This window comes from Sediminibacterium sp. GW821-FHT12F12, from assembly GCF_058806635.1.
The window spans coordinates 80,472-96,905 of record NZ_JBXAPW010000009.1; the positions used below are offsets into that span (position 1 = coordinate 80,472).

At 46.3% G+C, this 16,434-nt stretch carries 17 protein-coding genes; 4 read left to right on the forward strand and 13 right to left on the reverse strand.

The annotated features are described in order from the left end of the window. Position 1: 1 nt before the first annotated feature. The 4 genes from AC1RNB_RS13215 to mraZ all read right to left on the reverse strand — a co-directional run bounded on the left by AC1RNB_RS13215 (position 2) and on the right by mraZ (position 4,015). Positions 2-2,080 carry a penicillin-binding protein gene (locus AC1RNB_RS13215; RefSeq protein ID WP_493083490.1) on the reverse strand — a complete coding sequence of 693 codons (2,079 nt, stop codon included), beginning with the start codon at positions 2,078-2,080 and terminating at the stop codon, positions 2-4. A gap of 70 nt (positions 2,081-2,150) precedes the next feature. Beyond that, positions 2,151-2,477, reverse strand: coding sequence for an FtsL-like putative cell division protein (locus AC1RNB_RS13220; RefSeq protein WP_493083492.1), 327 nt, complete (start codon positions 2,475-2,477; stop codon positions 2,151-2,153). 68 nt (positions 2,478-2,545) lie between these two features. After that, complete coding sequence (gene rsmH, locus AC1RNB_RS13225; RefSeq protein WP_493083494.1) at positions 2,546-3,451, reverse strand: 16S rRNA (cytosine(1402)-N(4))-methyltransferase RsmH; 906 nt, start codon at positions 3,449-3,451, stop codon at positions 2,546-2,548. Between the two features lie 114 nt (positions 3,452-3,565). Next, on the reverse strand, positions 3,566-4,015 hold the full coding sequence (mraZ, locus tag AC1RNB_RS13230; protein WP_493083496.1) for a division/cell wall cluster transcriptional repressor MraZ: 450 nt from the start codon (positions 4,013-4,015) through the stop codon (positions 3,566-3,568). 258 nt (positions 4,016-4,273) lie between these two features. Between mraZ and AC1RNB_RS13235 the strand changes: the two genes are divergently transcribed. Beyond that, complete coding sequence (locus tag AC1RNB_RS13235) at positions 4,274-4,675, forward strand: hypothetical protein (RefSeq protein WP_493083498.1); 402 nt, start codon at positions 4,274-4,276, stop codon at positions 4,673-4,675. Between the two features lie 101 nt (positions 4,676-4,776). Next, positions 4,777-6,003, forward strand: coding sequence for an S-adenosylmethionine:tRNA ribosyltransferase-isomerase (locus tag AC1RNB_RS13240; RefSeq protein ID WP_493083500.1), 1,227 nt, complete (start codon positions 4,777-4,779; stop codon positions 6,001-6,003). A gap of 15 nt (positions 6,004-6,018) precedes the next feature. On the opposite strand, the gene AC1RNB_RS13245 is transcribed toward AC1RNB_RS13240, so the two are convergent. Beyond that, positions 6,019-7,359 carry a sensor histidine kinase gene (locus tag AC1RNB_RS13245; protein WP_493083501.1) on the reverse strand — a complete coding sequence of 447 codons (1,341 nt, stop codon included), beginning with the start codon at positions 7,357-7,359 and terminating at the stop codon, positions 6,019-6,021. A 108-nt stretch (positions 7,360-7,467) separates the two neighbouring features. Here AC1RNB_RS13245 and AC1RNB_RS13250 point away from each other — a divergent pair, with 108 nt between their 5' ends. Next, positions 7,468-8,019, forward strand: coding sequence for a YqgE/AlgH family protein (locus AC1RNB_RS13250; RefSeq protein WP_493083502.1), 552 nt, complete (start codon positions 7,468-7,470; stop codon positions 8,017-8,019). A 172-nt stretch (positions 8,020-8,191) separates the two neighbouring features. Here the strand turns inward: AC1RNB_RS13250 and atpC are convergent, their stop codons facing one another. From atpC to AC1RNB_RS13275, 5 genes are all read right to left on the reverse strand, one after another. After that, entirely contained in the window at positions 8,192-8,443 is a 252-nt protein-coding gene (atpC, locus tag AC1RNB_RS13255) for an ATP synthase F1 subunit epsilon (protein ID WP_493083504.1), read from the reverse strand. Positions 8,444-8,535: 92 nt separating this feature from the next. Further along, positions 8,536-10,038 (reverse strand): F0F1 ATP synthase subunit beta, encoded by a 1,503-nt coding sequence (atpD, locus tag AC1RNB_RS13260; RefSeq protein ID WP_493083505.1) that lies wholly within the window; start codon positions 10,036-10,038, stop codon positions 8,536-8,538. Positions 10,039-10,289: 251 nt separating this feature from the next. Further along, positions 10,290-10,649 (reverse strand): hypothetical protein, encoded by a 360-nt coding sequence (locus AC1RNB_RS13265; protein WP_493083507.1) that lies wholly within the window; start codon positions 10,647-10,649, stop codon positions 10,290-10,292. Further along, positions 10,642-11,004, reverse strand: a complete 363-nt coding sequence (locus tag AC1RNB_RS13270; protein ID WP_493083508.1) for a phage holin family protein — start codon at positions 11,002-11,004, stop codon at positions 10,642-10,644. Before AC1RNB_RS13270 ends, AC1RNB_RS13265 begins: the two co-directional genes overlap by 8 nt. A gap of 10 nt (positions 11,005-11,014) precedes the next feature. Then, positions 11,015-11,275 (reverse strand): YtxH domain-containing protein, encoded by a 261-nt coding sequence (locus AC1RNB_RS13275; RefSeq protein ID WP_493083510.1) that lies wholly within the window; start codon positions 11,273-11,275, stop codon positions 11,015-11,017. Positions 11,276-11,422: 147 nt separating this feature from the next. On the opposite strand from AC1RNB_RS13275, the gene AC1RNB_RS13280 reads away from it, so the two are divergent. After that, positions 11,423-12,511: an AI-2E family transporter gene (locus AC1RNB_RS13280; protein ID WP_493083511.1), complete on the forward strand. Its 1,089-nt coding sequence runs from the start codon at positions 11,423-11,425 to the stop codon at positions 12,509-12,511. Between the two features lie 2 nt (positions 12,512-12,513). Here AC1RNB_RS13280 and AC1RNB_RS13285 read toward each other — a convergent pair whose 3' ends face one another. The 3 genes from AC1RNB_RS13285 to glpK form a co-directional block, all read right to left on the reverse strand. Continuing rightward, positions 12,514-13,221, reverse strand: a complete 708-nt coding sequence (locus AC1RNB_RS13285; RefSeq protein WP_493083513.1) for an MIP/aquaporin family protein — start codon at positions 13,219-13,221, stop codon at positions 12,514-12,516. A gap of 33 nt (positions 13,222-13,254) precedes the next feature. After that, complete coding sequence (locus tag AC1RNB_RS13290; protein ID WP_493083515.1) at positions 13,255-14,772, reverse strand: glycerol-3-phosphate dehydrogenase/oxidase; 1,518 nt, start codon at positions 14,770-14,772, stop codon at positions 13,255-13,257. Positions 14,773-14,836: 64 nt separating this feature from the next. Further along, positions 14,837-16,327, reverse strand: coding sequence for a glycerol kinase GlpK (gene glpK, locus AC1RNB_RS13295; RefSeq protein WP_493083517.1), 1,491 nt, complete (start codon positions 16,325-16,327; stop codon positions 14,837-14,839). Positions 16,328-16,434 lie beyond the last annotated feature (107 nt).

Consider the following 16,434-nt stretch of genomic DNA (forward strand, 5'->3'; position numbering starts at 1 on the left):
TTTAATCCAATGCCACATTAATCATCTGCCCTTTCACCACTGCCTGTCCCGGAGGGATAGACTGTTCTGCTACTTTCCCTTTTCCTCTAGCATTTACTTTTAATCCCATATTCTCACACAGGTACACCACATCTTTCAAACCCATCCCTTTTAACTGGGGCATGGTATTTTTTTCTATCGCTTTTCGGTTCAAGGTCACTACGGCATCTTTCCCATTCATCTCCGTCCACTCATCCAACCGGGTAGTTGAATCAATAAAGGGCAGTCGCAATTTTGTATTGATGAAGGCGATATCTCTTTTATTACCCGCAAAGTTGAATGCACTGCTATCCCTCTTCTTTTGTAAAGAGGCGGTATTGGTTTGACGGATATAAGTACTATACAAACGATCAGCAATCTCTTTAAACACCGGACCTGCCACAGCAGCTCCATAATACACCGGCGCATGTGCTTTGTTCTTGATGATCACTACGCAGGTATATTGCGGATTCTCTGCCGGAAAATAACCGGCAAAAGATGACTGGTAAATCTTATCAGCATACCCCCTGTTACCATCTGCCACCAAAGCCGTTCCTGTTTTACCGGCCACTTTGTAAGCTGCATTCTTGAACAGCGCCTTAGCGGTACCAGCGGTACAAACTCCCTCTAAGCAGGTTTTCAGCTGCTGTAATGTTTGCTGGCTGCAAACCGCTTCATCTGTTACCACCGGTTCAAACTGTTTCAGCAATATGCCTTCTTCTTTTACTGCACTTACCAGGTATGGTTTCATCATCCGGCCGTTGTTGGCAATAGCATTGTACAACACGGTTGTTTGCAGCGGACTCACAGACAGATTATACCCGAATGCCATCCAGGGCAAAGTAGTAGGCCCCCAGAAACGTCCGCCTGGTTTATAGATCACCGGTTTTCTTTCGCCCCTGAGATCAACACCGGAAACCGTATCCATCCGCATTTTCTTCAGGTGTTTGATAAACTGGTTGGGGTTATCTGAATAATGCTGGGCCGCCATTTTGGCCATGGCCACATTGGAACTTAATTCAAATGCATGTTGCACGGTTACATCATTCTCTTTGTGTACTTCCGAATCGTATACGGTTTGTCCGGCAATTTTCCAGGCACCATGTTCCAGTGTAATCATCTGGTTCAGCGATACTTTTTTATCTTCCAGCAAAGCCAGCATGGTAGCCAGTTTAAATGTGGAACCGGGCTCTGTAGGACTGATCGCATAATTAAAATCTTCCCAATAAGTACCATCGCTTCTTTTACCGAGGTTGGCAATGGCTTTGATCTTTCCCGTTTTTACTTCCATTACAATGGCACAACCGTTCTGCGCTTCGTTTTTGATCATCATCTTCATCAAAGCGTTCTCGGTGATATCCTGAATAAATACATCAATCGTGCTTACAATATCTTTTCCTGTCTCCGGCTCAATCTCATAGGTATCATCTACCGGAACAGAAACACCTCCTGCGATCTTTCTCACAAACTGTTTTCCATTTCTTCCTTTTAAGATAGAATCATAGGTCATTTCCAGTCCTACTTTATTGGAGTCTCTTGCCAAACCAATGGTTCTGAAAGCCAGCATCTGGTAAGGGTTGAGGCGGATGGTTTTTTCGTTGGCAATCATGCCGCTTTTATACCTGCCCAGCTTAAACAGGGGAAACCGGCGCAAAGCTTCATACTCACGGAAAGAGATCTTTTTCTTTAAAGGAAAATACCCCTCTTCGTTCCGGTAGCCTTCCTGCAGTAATGCCTTGTACTCTCCGGCAGACATATCCTTGAACAGATCAGCCAGACTTTCACTCAAAGAATCCAGGTTCTCTCTAAACCGCTGACCATTTTTTTCCCTCAGCGCTTCTACACGGAAATCGATATAGATATCAAACTGCGGAATACTGGTGCTCAGCATCTGCCCGTCTTCACTGTAAATCGTTCCCCGCTCGGCTTCAATCTCGTCCAGCTTCTGGTGCAGACTGTCACTCATACTGCGCCAATGTGTTCCCTGCACCTGTTGTATATAAATGGCTTTCCCGAAAATGGCGACACAGGCAAGAACCACCAGTATGTAACTGAGGTACACTCTCCATAATATGTCGCGTTTTACATCCACTTTTTAATTAGTAATTGATAATTAGTAGTTAGTAATTTTTTTAGTGCTTTACCGCTTGCAGACGGGTGGGCATTTCTTTACTTATTTGCAAACCCATGGGTTCTGTTGCTTTTACTACCTGACCTTCTTCGCTGCGAAACATCACTTCACTTTTCAGAGTCTTATATTCAAACTGCAGATCCTTCAGTTCGCTGGTGGTACTGTTGATCTTACGTATGGTTTTATCTGCCCGGTGCCCGTTGGCTATATAGAGTACCGTTAATACAGACAGGAACAGAAAGAACGGAATGTTCTTCACGATCCACTGGTAGTTGAATAAACCTTTCAGCGGGTTCTTGTTTGTTTTATCGGTTACCTGTTCAGACATTACTGATTTGTTTGTTTATCGGTTTGCCTTTCCCGGAATCTTTACTCATAAATCTGTAAAGCTATTCTTTACACCTTCTCTGCAATCCGCAACTTGGCGCTTCGGCTCCTGGTGTTTCTTTTCAATTCTTCCTGCGCTGCCGTGATCGGTTTTTTAGTAATGATCCGGAACACTTCTTCCTTCGCTAAAGACATGAAGGGGTTATCAGGCGTTTCGTCGAAACTGCCCTGGCGGAAGAAATTCTTCACTACCCTGTCTTCTATAGAATGGAAGGTGATGATGGCAACACGGCCACCCGGTTTCAGCACAGCAGGAACCTGCTGCAGCATATCTTTCAACGCACCCATTTCGTCATTCACCTCAATTCGCAAAGCCTGGAATACCTGGGCTAAGTACTTATTAGGATTTCCTTTCACCACCGGACTGATCAGCGCTTTGAACTGCTCTACTGTTTCAAACTGCAGGTGTTTACGTTCGTGCACAATATGTTTCGCCAATGTTTTTGAATTGGTTACTTCGCCATATTGCTCAAACAGTTTATGCAACTGCTGTTCGCTGTAGGTTCTGATGAGATCGGCCGCTGTGGCGCCCTGCCTTCTGTCCATACGCATATCCAGCGGTCCGGAAAAACGGATAGAGAAACCACGGTCGCCCTCATCAAACTGGTGACTGCTAACGCCAAGATCGGCAAGTATGCCATCCACCTGGGTAATCTTATGCAGACGCAGCATACGTTGCAGGTGACGGAAATTCTGCGCCACAAAAATCACACGGTCATCACCGGGCAAATTTTGTTGCGCGTCCGCATCCTGATCAAACGCGATCAGTTTTCCTTTAGCACTCAGTTGCTCCAGTATTCCCTTGCTATGACCACCTCCACCAAATGTGCAATCCACATACACACCATCGGGTTGAATGGCTAAGCCTTGTAAGGTTTCATGAAACAAAACAGGAATGTGATACTCCGATGTCATGAATTTGAAAATTTGAAAATTTGAAAATTTGAAAATTTGAAAATCCCTTTAAATGCGGCGCTTGAAAATTGATTGTGTGTTGTTTCATTCTCCAATTTTCAAATGGCCTCATTTTCAAATTTTTTCCGTCATCACTTCCTGCGCCAGACTACTAAAGGCCTCGGGTGAAAAATCCTCAAAGAGCTGTTTGTACTTACCGGCATCCCAGATTTCGAATCGGTCCAGTGCGGCGGCCAGAACTATGTCCTTGCCTAACCCGGCAAATTCTTTCAGCGTTTGCGGAAGCAACATACGGCCGGCAGCATCCAGCTCTATTTCTGTTGCCCCACCCAAAAACTGGCGGCGAAATTGACGTACTTTGGGGTCGAAATCATTCAACTGGCTGATCTTGGCAATAATCAATTCCCAACTTTTGATCGGATACAACGTGAGACATTTTTCAAAACCGCGGCTGAGGATGAAACGTCCCTCCCCTTCAGGCAACTGTTTTTTCAGTCCGCCGGGAAGCAGGAAGCGACCTTTCGCGTCTACCGTAGCCTCATATTCTCCGTGAAATCCGTTCATTTGGGTATAAATATTTCCAAGTTTACCACTTGTTGACACAAAATAACACTTTTTCCCACTTTTAATTCCATTTTGGAGCGTTTGTATTTATCCACAGAATCCATTGACCTGTAATGCAATACAGCAAAGGGTTTGAAGCCGTTTTTCTGCCAAAAAGCCATATTATCTGTGAATTACTGTGGATAACCCGTGAATACATGAGCGGTAATTGTGCATTACCCGGAGTCAACGAAATTTATCTCCTTATAAATCAAGCAGATGGCAACTTCAGGTTATTCGGGCACTCCCCTTGTGAAAAAACTGGGTATCAAACCGGAAATGAAGGTTTTACTGCTGAACCCGCCAGTAGAGTATGACCAGTTACTGGAGACCGATATCAGGTCACAGGTGGTAAAAAGTGGTAAAGCCGATTTTGTACATCTCTTTGCTGTAAAACGGTCGGAGCTGGAGAAACAATTCCTTTCGCTGATTAAGCAACTGCCTCCTACAGCCATCATCTGGATCTCCTGGTATAAAAAATCGGCTAAAATGCCAACCGATATAACAGAAGACATCATCCGTGAAATCGTACTACCCACCGGCTGGGTGGATGTGAAAGTCTGCGCAGTAAGTGAATTGTGGAGCGGCTTGAAAATTGTACTCAGGACAAATAACAGATAGCAGTATAATTGATCCGGTTATGACAGAGGAATTTAACCAGTTGGTTTAGCTTTGCGTAGATCACCTGCGAAATCATACAAAAATCATATCTGTCTGCGCTCATGCACCCCAAAGAACTTTCCATTATAGATTTCACCTACGAGTTGCCCGATGAACGCATTGCCCGGTATCCGCTGGCAGAAAGGGACCAGAGCAAACTACTCATCTACAGTAATGGCCAGATTTCGGAAAGCATCTACGCAGAACTGACAGAACATATCCCGGCCAACAGTTTACTCGTATTCAATAATACCAAAGTTGTAGAAGCCCGTTTGCTGTTTGAGAAACCCAATGGTGGCAGGATCGAGATCTTTTGCCTGGAGCCGCATGAACAGTATGGCGACATTACCACCGCGATGCTGCAGAAAGGCAAAGTACTATGGAAATGTTTGGTAGGTGGTGCCAAAAAATGGAAGGAGGGAGCGCTGATTTCGCGGATAAAGAAATTTGAGTCTGCTGAAATCACACTGATAGCCCGCAAAATAGAACAGTACGCAGATGCGTACCTGATCGAATTAAGCTGGAACGACCCAACTATGAGTTTTGCAGAACTGCTGCATATAGCCGGTGTTATTCCACTCCCCCCCTATCTGAACCGGGCAGCTGAAGAAAGTGACCAGGAGAGATACCAGACTATTTATGCCAAACACGATGGTTCTGTAGCCGCACCTACTGCCGGACTTCATTTTACCAACAGTCTCTTCGCCAAACTTGCTCAAAAAAATACCCGGCATGCGTTTGTTACCCTGCATGTTGGTGCCGGTACTTTTAAACCTGTGAAGAGCGCAACCATGCAGGATCATGAGATGCATGCAGAGTTTATTGATCTATCCGCCGCATTCATAGAACAACTGTTACAACAAACAGCAGGCCCGGTGATTGCCGTAGGAACCACTTCTCTGCGAACACTTGAAAGCCTGTATTGGCTGGGGGTGAAAACAAAACTGGATCCCCATATCTCTGCCGAAGCACTTACCATAACACAATGGGAACCTTATGAACTGGCTCAGTATAACTTCTCCGCTGTAGAAGCGCTAAGAGCTCTGTTAGTCTGGTTACAAGAGGGCCGCTCAGAGAGACTAATCACCAAAACCCAGATCATCATTGCGCCGGGATATACTTTCAGAATTATACAGGGATTGATCACGAATTTCCACCAGCCGCAGTCAACCCTGCTCTTACTGGTTGCCGCCATCACCCACGATAACTGGAAAAACATATACCAGTATGCACTGGACCATCAATTCCGCTTTCTGAGTTACGGAGATGGGAGTTTGCTTTGGCTCTGATCTGAAAAATAGCTATCAGGCAAGTTCTTCTTCAGGCATCAGGGGCATTTCTACAGTAAAGGAAGTTCCTTTGCCCGGCGTACTCTCTACTTTGATCCTGCCTTTGTGTGCATCGATCACGGTTTTTACATAACTCATGCCCAAACCAAACCCCTTTACATTATGCAGGTTACCGGTATGTGCCCGGTAGAATTTTTCGAAGATCCGTTTCACAGATTCCTTACTCATACCGATTCCGTTATCCGCTACACGAACAATTACATGATTTTTTGTACTATGAGTAGAAATGGTGATCCTTAGTTTATCGTTCGAATACTTGATTGCATTATCGATCAGGTTTGATACCAGGTTGGTAAAATGCACTTCATCCGCACTGATCATATCGTTTTTAGCGTTCAAAAGCAATTGAACATCCGCTTCTTTCTCTTTTAATTGTAACTGGTAATTTTCCAGTACATTCTGTATCACTTCATGCACCTGTAAAGGAACCAGGTTCAGCTGCAGTTCCTGTTTCTCCATCAACGCCGCCTGCAGGATGGTTTCCACATGTTTGTTCATGCGGATATTCTCTTCTTTGATGATATTACTGAAGTATTTCGCTTTTTCTTTATCACTCTGCACTTTTTCGTTACGTAACGCATCCACGGCCAATGAAATGGTAGCCAACGGCGTTTTGAACTCATGCGTCATATTATTAATAAAATCACTCTTGATCTCACTCAGTTTTTTCTGGTTCAGTAATGATTTCACTGTCACATAAAATGCAGCAATGATCACCACCATAAACACAATGGCCCCAAACATCACCCAACGCAGCGACGCCCAGATCTGTTTGTTGAAATCAGGCACTACAATAATGAGATGTTCCAGCGATGGGATTTCTTCTACATCCGGATTATCATTGGGAAGAATAGGTGCATACAAACGCCGGTTATTAACCGTATCGTACAGCTCATTACCAAAATTCTTGCTGAGCATTTCATAATCATCATTCATATCCGTCACCGCAAATTCAAAATCCATGTGTTTCAGGTTCTGCCTGTCCATGGCGCTGCGGATCCGGTTATGCACTTCCTGCGGGGTAAATTTTTCCTGAACGGTAGGCGGTTTAATCACATGCAGATGAAATTCGGAACTGAAAGTCAGGCCACCCCTTCTGGGCAGGCGCAGTACCTGTGTGGCGTTGACGCTTTTACTGAGGTCCATGGAAACCGATTTGCCCACATCCACCAGGTTATCATCGAACTGGTTCCTCGTTACTTCCAACAGATTCTTAAACCATGAAACCTGCAGAATGATCAGGCCGCACAGTGAAAGGGAAATCAGTATGACGATTACGGGGAAAGTTCTCTTCATCCTCACAAATATAATGGGAACCCCATATATCCGCTTCGGATCGGCCAGGTTTATCAGGATTTTAACGGCCGCCCATATCAGCCTAATTTTGTAACTTAATCCCTCCTTATGACCGAACTGACAGCTGGCATATTACTCATCTCAAACCCCTTTCTGAAGGACCCGAACTTTATCCGCTCGGTCATCTTTATCTGCGACCACCAGCAGAACGGGGCCATCGGTTTTGTGATCAATAAACCCATCGAGCCTGAGATCGGCGATCTGATCGAAGAGGCGGAGGGCATCCATTTCCCTGTTTATGAGGGTGGCCCGGTTCAAAAAGAAACCCTGCATTTCCTGCACCAGCGCCCCGACCTGATTTCAGGCGGAACAGAAGTAACCAAAGGCATTTACTGGGGGGGCGATTTTGCCGAGGTACTGACACTACTGCGCGAGAAAAAACTCAGCCAGACCGATATCCGGTTCTACCTCGGCTACAGCGGCTGGGATGAGCTGCAACTGGAAGAAGAGATCAAAGAAAAAAGCTGGATCACCCGTGATGCCAACCCCCAACTCGTTTTTACCAAAGACATCCCCCAACTCTGGAAAACGGCCCTGCAGGAATTAGGCGGCGAATATAGCCAGATGGTAAACTATCCGATAGATCCGCAGCTGAATTAATGAGTAAATGAGTGGGTGAGTGAATGAGTGAATGTTTTGATGGGTAATGCTTGTAAGCTTCTGCACAAGTATATAAAAAAAAACGACCCCGGTTTCCCGGAGTCGTAATCATTTTGCCAGTTCTGAAAATCATTCACTCATTCACCCATTCACTCACCCACTCATTCACTCATTAAATAGCCACTGCTCCTTCCACCAGCACGGTCACCTTATTATTGAGTACTTCTACAAAACCACTCTGGATAGAGTAGAGTTCTGTATCGTTTTTGGCTTTCAGAATTTTCAGGTTGCCTTTTCCCAAAGCACTTACCAGGGGAGCGTGTTTGTCGAGAACCTCAAACAAACCAGTGATGCCGGGTAATAGTACACCGTACACTTCGCCGCTGTAGAGTTTTTTTTCGGGAGTTAATATTTCTAATGTCATACTTAATTAGTAATTAGTAGTTAGTAATTAGTAGTTGCATAATCAGCATTCAATTTTTAATTGCTAATCATTAATTACTAATTATAGCGAAGCTATTTCGCTGCTTCCATCATCTTCTTACCCTTCTCGATTGCATCTTCCAGGGTACCTACCAGGTTGAATGCTGCTTCGGGGTACTCATCCACTTCGCCGTCCATGATAGAGTTGAAAGCACGGATGGTATCGTTGATGTCTACAAACACGCCTTTCAGACCAGTGAACTGCTCAGCCACGTGGAAAGGCTGACTCAGGAAACGCTGTACTTTACGGGCACGCTGTACGGTCATTTTATCTTCTTCGCTCAACTCATCCATACCAAGGATGGCGATGATATCCTGTAACTCTTTATAACGCTGGAGGATCAGTTTTACCCGGTTGGCGCAATCATAGTGTGCATCACCCACAATAGCAGGTGTCAGGATCCTGGAAGTAGAATCCAATGGATCCACCGCAGGATAGATACCTAAGTCAGCGATCTTACGGCTTAATACCGTAGTAGCATCCAGGTGGGCAAAAGTGGTTGCCGGAGCCGGATCGGTCAGGTCATCCGCAGGTACATACACCGCCTGTACAGAAGTGATAGAACCGTTTTTGGTAGAAGTGATACGCTCCTGCATCAGACCCATTTCAGTTGCCAGTGTTGGCTGGTAACCTACCGCAGATGGCATACGGCCCAACAGCGCCGATACCTCAGAACCTGCCTGGGTAAAACGGAAGATATTATCTACGAAAAACAGGATGTCTTTACCTTTGCCGGTACCATCTCCGTCACGGAAATATTCCGCAATGGTCAGACCGCTCAGCGCCACACGTGCACGTGCTCCCGGAGGTTCGTTCATCTGTCCGAATACGAAAGTTGCTTTAGAATCTTTCAGACCTTCCATATCCACTTTGCTCAGGTCCCATCCGCCTTCTTCCATGCTGTGTTTGAAAGCATCCCCATATTTCATGATACCTGCTTCAATCATCTCACGCAACAGGTCATTTCCTTCTCGGGTACGCTCACCCACACCGGCAAATACCGACAGACCACCGTGGCCTTTGGCGATATTGTTAATCAGCTCCTGGATCAACACGGTTTTACCTACACCCGCACCACCAAACAAACCGATCTTACCACCTTTTGCATAAGGCTCGATCAGGTCAATTACTTTGATACCGGTAAATAATATTTCAGAAGTAGTACTTAAGTTTTCAAACAACGGTGGTTTGTTGTGGATAGGGCGGCCACCTTCTTTGCTCAGTTGTGGCAATCCATCGATAGCATCACCGGTTACATTAAACAGACGGCCATTAATACCTTCACCTACAGGCATCGCAATCGCTTTTCCGGTATCGATCACTTCCATTCCACGTACGAGGCCTTCTGTTCCGTCCATCGCAATAGTACGTACACTGTCTTCACCTAAATGCTGTTGTACTTCCAATACCAGTTTTTCACCGTTCTCCCTGGTAATTTCCAGGGCGTTGTAAATTTCAGGAAGTGATTTACCGTCGGGGAAATGAACGTCAACTACCGCACCGATAATCTGTTTGATCTTACCTTTCGTAGCCATATCAGGAGATATATTATGGTTTTAAAATGAGCTCTTTTACGCCAGAAAACCGGGGTTTTCCGACTTGGCGGCAAAGGTAAGGGGATGCGCCTGAAAAATGCCAAAAACAGTAACTGAAACTGGAAAATTGTGGGTAAAAAGCGGGGATTTTTGCATTATCCGGGCAGGAAGTGGCAGGGCAAAGGAATAGAATCCTGGTTTACAGGGCTAAAATGGGCTTTTGGATAGCCGGATAGGCTGGCAATGGGCTACTATTTCCCCCTCCATAACCCGAACAATAATTTCAGGGCACCGAAGATACCCAGTTTTTTGGCTCCGCCCAGCAGGTCTGTTTTCCAGTCGCCGGATGCACCGGACTGGTCGCCCGATTTCCGGCTTTTAATCAGTTCAAAAGCTCCTTTGGCCAGTTTCCAGGCGCCGGAAGCCAGTTCGCCTCCCAGAAAAAGCGGAACAATGCCCCCCACGGTAGCTTTTAACGCTTCGCCCGGAAGCTGGTGCAGCCGCTCCGTTAAACCGGCTTCTTTCTCTTTCAACCTGTTCTTTACCTCGTACATTTCTGTACGGAGGTCTGACAGGGAACCTATCGGTTTTGTATTCATCTGGTTATTCATCCCCTTCCTGTGTTTTGGCGAAGAAAATACGGATCACGGTATCGATCACTTTCGCTTCTATCTTTTTACGTCCCAGTACAAGCGCTACCAGTAATACAATATAAAAACCGGTTACGATACCAAAACCGGCAAACAGGCTACCCGTGATCTCTGAAAAATAATAACCTGCCATAATACTGAGAAACAGCAATACAAAAAATGCCAGCAACCCGATCATAATGATCGATACCATGGCCGCCATGAGTTGTGCCATTTTTTCGCCTGCCTGCAGCTTCAGCAGCCAGATCCTGTCACGCACATATGATTCCACCTCTTTTCGCGAAGCAGAAAAAAAGTCTTCTTTAGGCTCTTCCATTGTTTTCTGTTTAGGCACCTGTTCCGGTACCGGTTTGCTGCGCTTTTTGTTCCAGGTCGCTGATAAATGCTTTTCCCTTATTCAGCAGGTCATTCACCGCTGTATCAAATTCATGCAGTTTCTCTTTCAACTCATCCTGCACTTTATCTGCGCCTTCCTGAACATCGCTTAGTATTTCCTGGCCTTTTTCCGTTTTCATGAACAGGGCCAGTGCTGCACCAGCTACTGCACCCAGCAGTAAACCAGCTATGAATTTTTGATTATCTGTCATATAAACCCGTTTAGTATAGTGCGGAGGAGGCAGATGCCAGGAGGGGACTTTTGGTAAATTCTCGACTAACATCCGGTATTCCGTGAATGAAATCCGCTTTTTCTTGGTTATCTTCACCAGACATTCAGATTTCACTATACAAGGTACATGGAAAATCAACAAGATCACAAGATTAACCGTTATATTTTCCTGGCGATCATCCTGATTTTTGCCGGATTCCTCCTCTACAGTCTGGTAGAATTTTTCACCGCTTTCCTCGCGGCAATCATGTTCTATGTGTTAAGCAAACATTTTGTGGAATGGCTGATCAAAAAGAAGAACTGGAGTAAGTCCGCAGCTGCGGTACTGGTGATCGTGATTTCCTTTTTTATCATCCTGGTGCCCATTTCACTGATGGCAGCCATGTTATTTAAAAAAGCCCAAAACATTGGTACCGACGTACAGGGTATTGTAGTGCAACCCCTGCAGCACCTGGACGCTGTTTTGCAGGAGCATTTTCATGTAAAACTGATCACCGATAAAACGATCGCAGAAGCACAGTCGTTTGTAACCTCGCTGATATCTTCCCTGTTAAGCCAGGGATTGAACCTGCTGGGTACCATTACCATGATGTATTTCTTTCTCTACTTCCTGATCGTTAATATTAACCGGATGGAAGCCGCCATTATTTTTTACCTCCCGTTCAACCGGAAAAAAATTGAACTGTTTGGCCATGAGCTGAAAGCACAAACCTTTAGCAATGCCGTAGGTGTACCACTGGTAGCCATCGCGCAGGGAACAGTAGCTTATATTTCTTACCTGATAGCAGGTATTGAAGAGCCTGGCTTCTGGGCGGTATTTACCGGTTTCGCTTCTATTATACCCATTGTGGGTACCGGTTTGATCTGGGTGCCTATGAGCATTATTATACTCGCCAACAATCATATCTGGCAGGGTATTTTCCTGTTAAGCTGGGGGTTGATCATTTTAAGCAGCGTAGACAATGTGGTTCGTTTTGTACTGGCCCGGAAAATGGCCGATGTACATCCCGTGGTAACTATTCTGGGCGTGATTGTGGGAATCCGGTATTTTGGTATTACAGGCCTGATTTTTGGCCCGTTGATCATTTCTTATTTTATTATTTTATTACGGATCTATTACCTCGAATACCAGAAACCGCTGCCGCTGATCCGGAAGAAACCTTTGCCCAAACCCTATTTCAATATGCCTTTCCTCAGTACCAAAAAGAAAGGCTGAGTTTACGCAATCCACTGATATAATAAAGCAGCCAGTACAGCACCCACTAATGGACTCACCACAGGGTTCCAGCTGTACCACCAATCGCTTCCGCCTTTGTTTTTGATGGGAAGTAAGGCATGCATGATACGCGGACCCAGATCACGAGCGGGATTGATGGCGTAACCGGTAGTTCCACCGAGGCTAAGACCAATCCCCAGTACCAGCAGCGATACTGGTAACGCATCCAGTGCCCCCAAAGAATTCTGCGATTTGGTAATAAACAATATGGCAAGGATAAACACAAAAGTTCCGATCAGTTCAGAGAGAATATTATCTACCGGATTTTTAATGGCCGGACCGGTACAGAAAACAGCCCTTTTGGTATCTGCATCTTCCGTGGCATTAAAATGCTGCCGGTACACGACCCATACGATCAAAGCACCCAGCATGGCACCGAGTAACTGCGCCAGCAGGTAGCCAGGCACCAATGCCCAGTCAAATTTTCCGATGGTTGCCAGTGCAACGGTTACGGCAGGATTGAGGTGCGCCCCACTGATACCTGCTGTAGCGTATACACCCACAAAAACCGCAATGGCCCAACCAAACGTGATGGCAATGAGGCCTCCGTTGTTTCCTTTGGTTTTGTTAAGCACAACATTGGCCACTACCCCATCTCCGAGAATAATGAGTAAGGCAGTACCGGTGAGTTCGGCAACAAAAGCAGTCATACGGCAAACATTTAGAATTAAAAGATAGGAAAATTATACAAGCAAATATTGTTTGGCCAGCAATGTAAAACCGGTAACCTGTGCTTCCCGCCATGCATCATCTTTACCCAGCTCCTGCCCGATAAATGCCGCTACCGCCGGTGCAAGGGTGATAGCAGCCTCCGCATCCAGCAACAATAAACGGGTTCGGCGGGCAAGCAGGTCTTCAGCGGTCTGCGCCATTTCATAACGGATGGCATAAAGAATCTCTGCCCAGGTATAGGGATAAGCCGGATGTAATGTTTCTGCCAAAGCCGCATCGTCCGCAATTAAGGCTGCCAATATCTTTTCACGCCCCGCCGGGTCTCCTATCCGCAGATCGCGGGTGATACATTCTCTTTTGGCCAGTTTGGCAACAAACACCGCATTGTCTACCGCATCTTCTGCCATCTTGCGATAAGTAGTCCATTTACCGCCGGTAATGGTTACCAGTCCGCTTGCTGCTATCAACAAAGTATGATCACGCGATAAAAGTGCCGTGTTACCCGTTCCGCTTTTTTTTACCAGTGGACGCAATCCAACAAACACCGATTTTACATCGCTGCGGCGGATGGTGAAACTGCCGTAGCGGTTAATATGATCGAGTATGAAGTTGATCTCTTCTTCCAGCGGTTTGGGTTCAATCACAGCGGTTTCGATCGGGGTATCCGTGGTGCCCAGAACAACCTGCCTATGCCAGGGAACGGCAAATAATACCCTTCCATCATCGGTTTTGGGGATCATCATAGCATCATCTCCCGGAAAAAAATGTTTATCCACCACCAGGTGTATACCCTGCGAAGGAGAAACCATCGCTTCGCGGGTATTATCATCCATCTGCAGCAAGGCATCTGTAAAAACACCTGTGGCATTGATCACGGACCTTGCGGGCACCGTATAATGATTGCCGGTAAGTGTATCTTCCAGTTGCACGGCCACTATTTTTTCTTTCTCCTTTTCAAACCCCACTGCTTTGCAGTAATTCATAAGACTGGCTCCGTAATTAATGGCGGTAATGGCAAGATCGGTACAAAGGCGGCTATCATCAAACTGTCCATCATAATATAAAACACCACCGGAGAGTTCCTTGGTGCTGATAGCCGGTAAACGGCTGATGGTTTGTTTGCGGGAGAGAATTTTGGTTTTACCGAGCGACAGTTTACCAGACAACAGATCATACATACTCAATCCAATGGCATAGTACGCTTTCTCCCACCAGCGGAAAGCAGGAACAATAAAAGCTTGTATGGAAGTAAGATGAGGCGCATTTTTCAGGAGGTACCCTCTTTCGCGCAGCGCTTCCCGCACCAGTTTGATATTTCCCTGCTGCAGGTATCGTACCCCGCCATGCACCAGTTTGGTAGAGCGGCTGGATGTTCCTTTGGCAAAATCATATTGCTCCACCAGCAGGGTTTTATATCCCCGCGAAGCGGCATCTACGGCTGCTCCAAGACCCGTGGCACCTCCCCCGATGATCACCAGGTCCCATTGCGAACCGGAACTGAGTTGTTGGAGGGTGGAGGGGCGGTGCATGGGATTAATGAGTGAATGAGCGAATGAGTGATTGAGTGATTGAGCGAATGATAGAATTTGTTTTTTAGAGGCTCCAGGAGATGGTGGTGTTGATGGCGCGTTTCCAGCCTTCGGAGAGTTGGGTGCGTTCTTTTTCGGGCATGGAGGGAGAAAATACACGTTCTATCTGCCATTGTTCCTGGATTTCGTCGGTACTTCTCCAGTAACCTACGGCCAGTCCGGCGAGATAAGCAGCACCCAGGGCCGTAGTTTCTACTACGGTAGGACGAACCACTTTGGTATGTAAGAGATCACTCTGAAACTGCATCAGCAGGTTATTGGCTGTGGCACCGCCATCCACCCTTAATTCTTTAATGGCAATGCCGGCATCTGCTTCCATCGCTTTCAATACATCCATGGTTTGATAGGCGATACTATCGAGGGCGGCGCGTGCAAAATGCGCGCCGGTAGTGCCCCGGGTAATACCCACAATGGTACCGCGGGCATGCTGGTTCCAGTATGGGGCACCCAGGCCGGCAAAGGCGGGAACCACATATACACCTTCACTGCTGCTCACTTCTGCGGCCAGTGTTTCTACTTCTGCTGATGTGCGGATGATCTTTAACCCATCCCGCAACCATTGTACCACGGCCCCGGCTATGAATACACTTCCTTCCAGTGCATAATGGGTTACCCCATTCACTTTCCACGCTACGGTAGTAAGCAGGTTATTGGTAGAAGGCACGGCTTTCTCGCCGGTATTCATGAGCATGAAACAGCCGGTTCCATAGGTGTTCTTTACCATTCCGGGTTGCGTGCACATTTGTCCAAACAGTGCGGCCTGCTGATCACCGGCAATGCCTGCAATAGGGATATTATGGGCAGTTAATACATTTTGTGTATAACCATACACTTCGCTGCTGCTGCGTACTTCGGGTAAGATAGCAGCGGGTACATCAAACAGCGCTAACAGTTCTTCATCCCATGCCAGTGAATGAATATTGAAAAGCATGGTGCGCGACGCGTTTGACACATCTGTGGCATGCACCTGTCCATTCGTAAGTTTCCATAGCAACCAGCTATCCACCGTACCAAAGCAGAGTTCTCCCTTTTCTGCTTTTGCCCTCGCCCCCGGCACCTGGTCCAGGATCCATTTCACTTTGGTGGCAGAGAAATAGGCATCTATCACCAGCCCCGTTTTCTGCTGTATCAATGTATGCTTACCTGCCGCTTTTAACTCGTCGCAAAAAGAAGCCGTTCTGCGGTCCTGCCACACAATGGCATGATGGATGGGCATACCGGTATGTTTATCCCAAACCACCGTTGTTTCGCGCTGGTTGGTGATACCGATGGCAGCTATATTTTGTACGGTAAGTCCTGCTTTGGTAATGGCTTCTGCTGCTACCCCCAGCTGGGTGCTCCAGATCTCATTGGCATCATGCTCCACCCAACCCGGTTGCGGGAAAATCTGTGTAAACTCTTTCTGCGCCACTGAAATAATGGCCCCCTTTTTATCAAATACAATAGCCCGGCTACTGGTGGTTCCCTGATCGAATGACAAGATATACTGGTTCATAAAAAGCAATCATTTCATTGAAGTTAGGGATTTTGGAAATTGCGTGGCACGGAGGGTGTGAGTGGTGAATGGTGAATTGTCAATATACCGATCATCCCCCCTCTTTG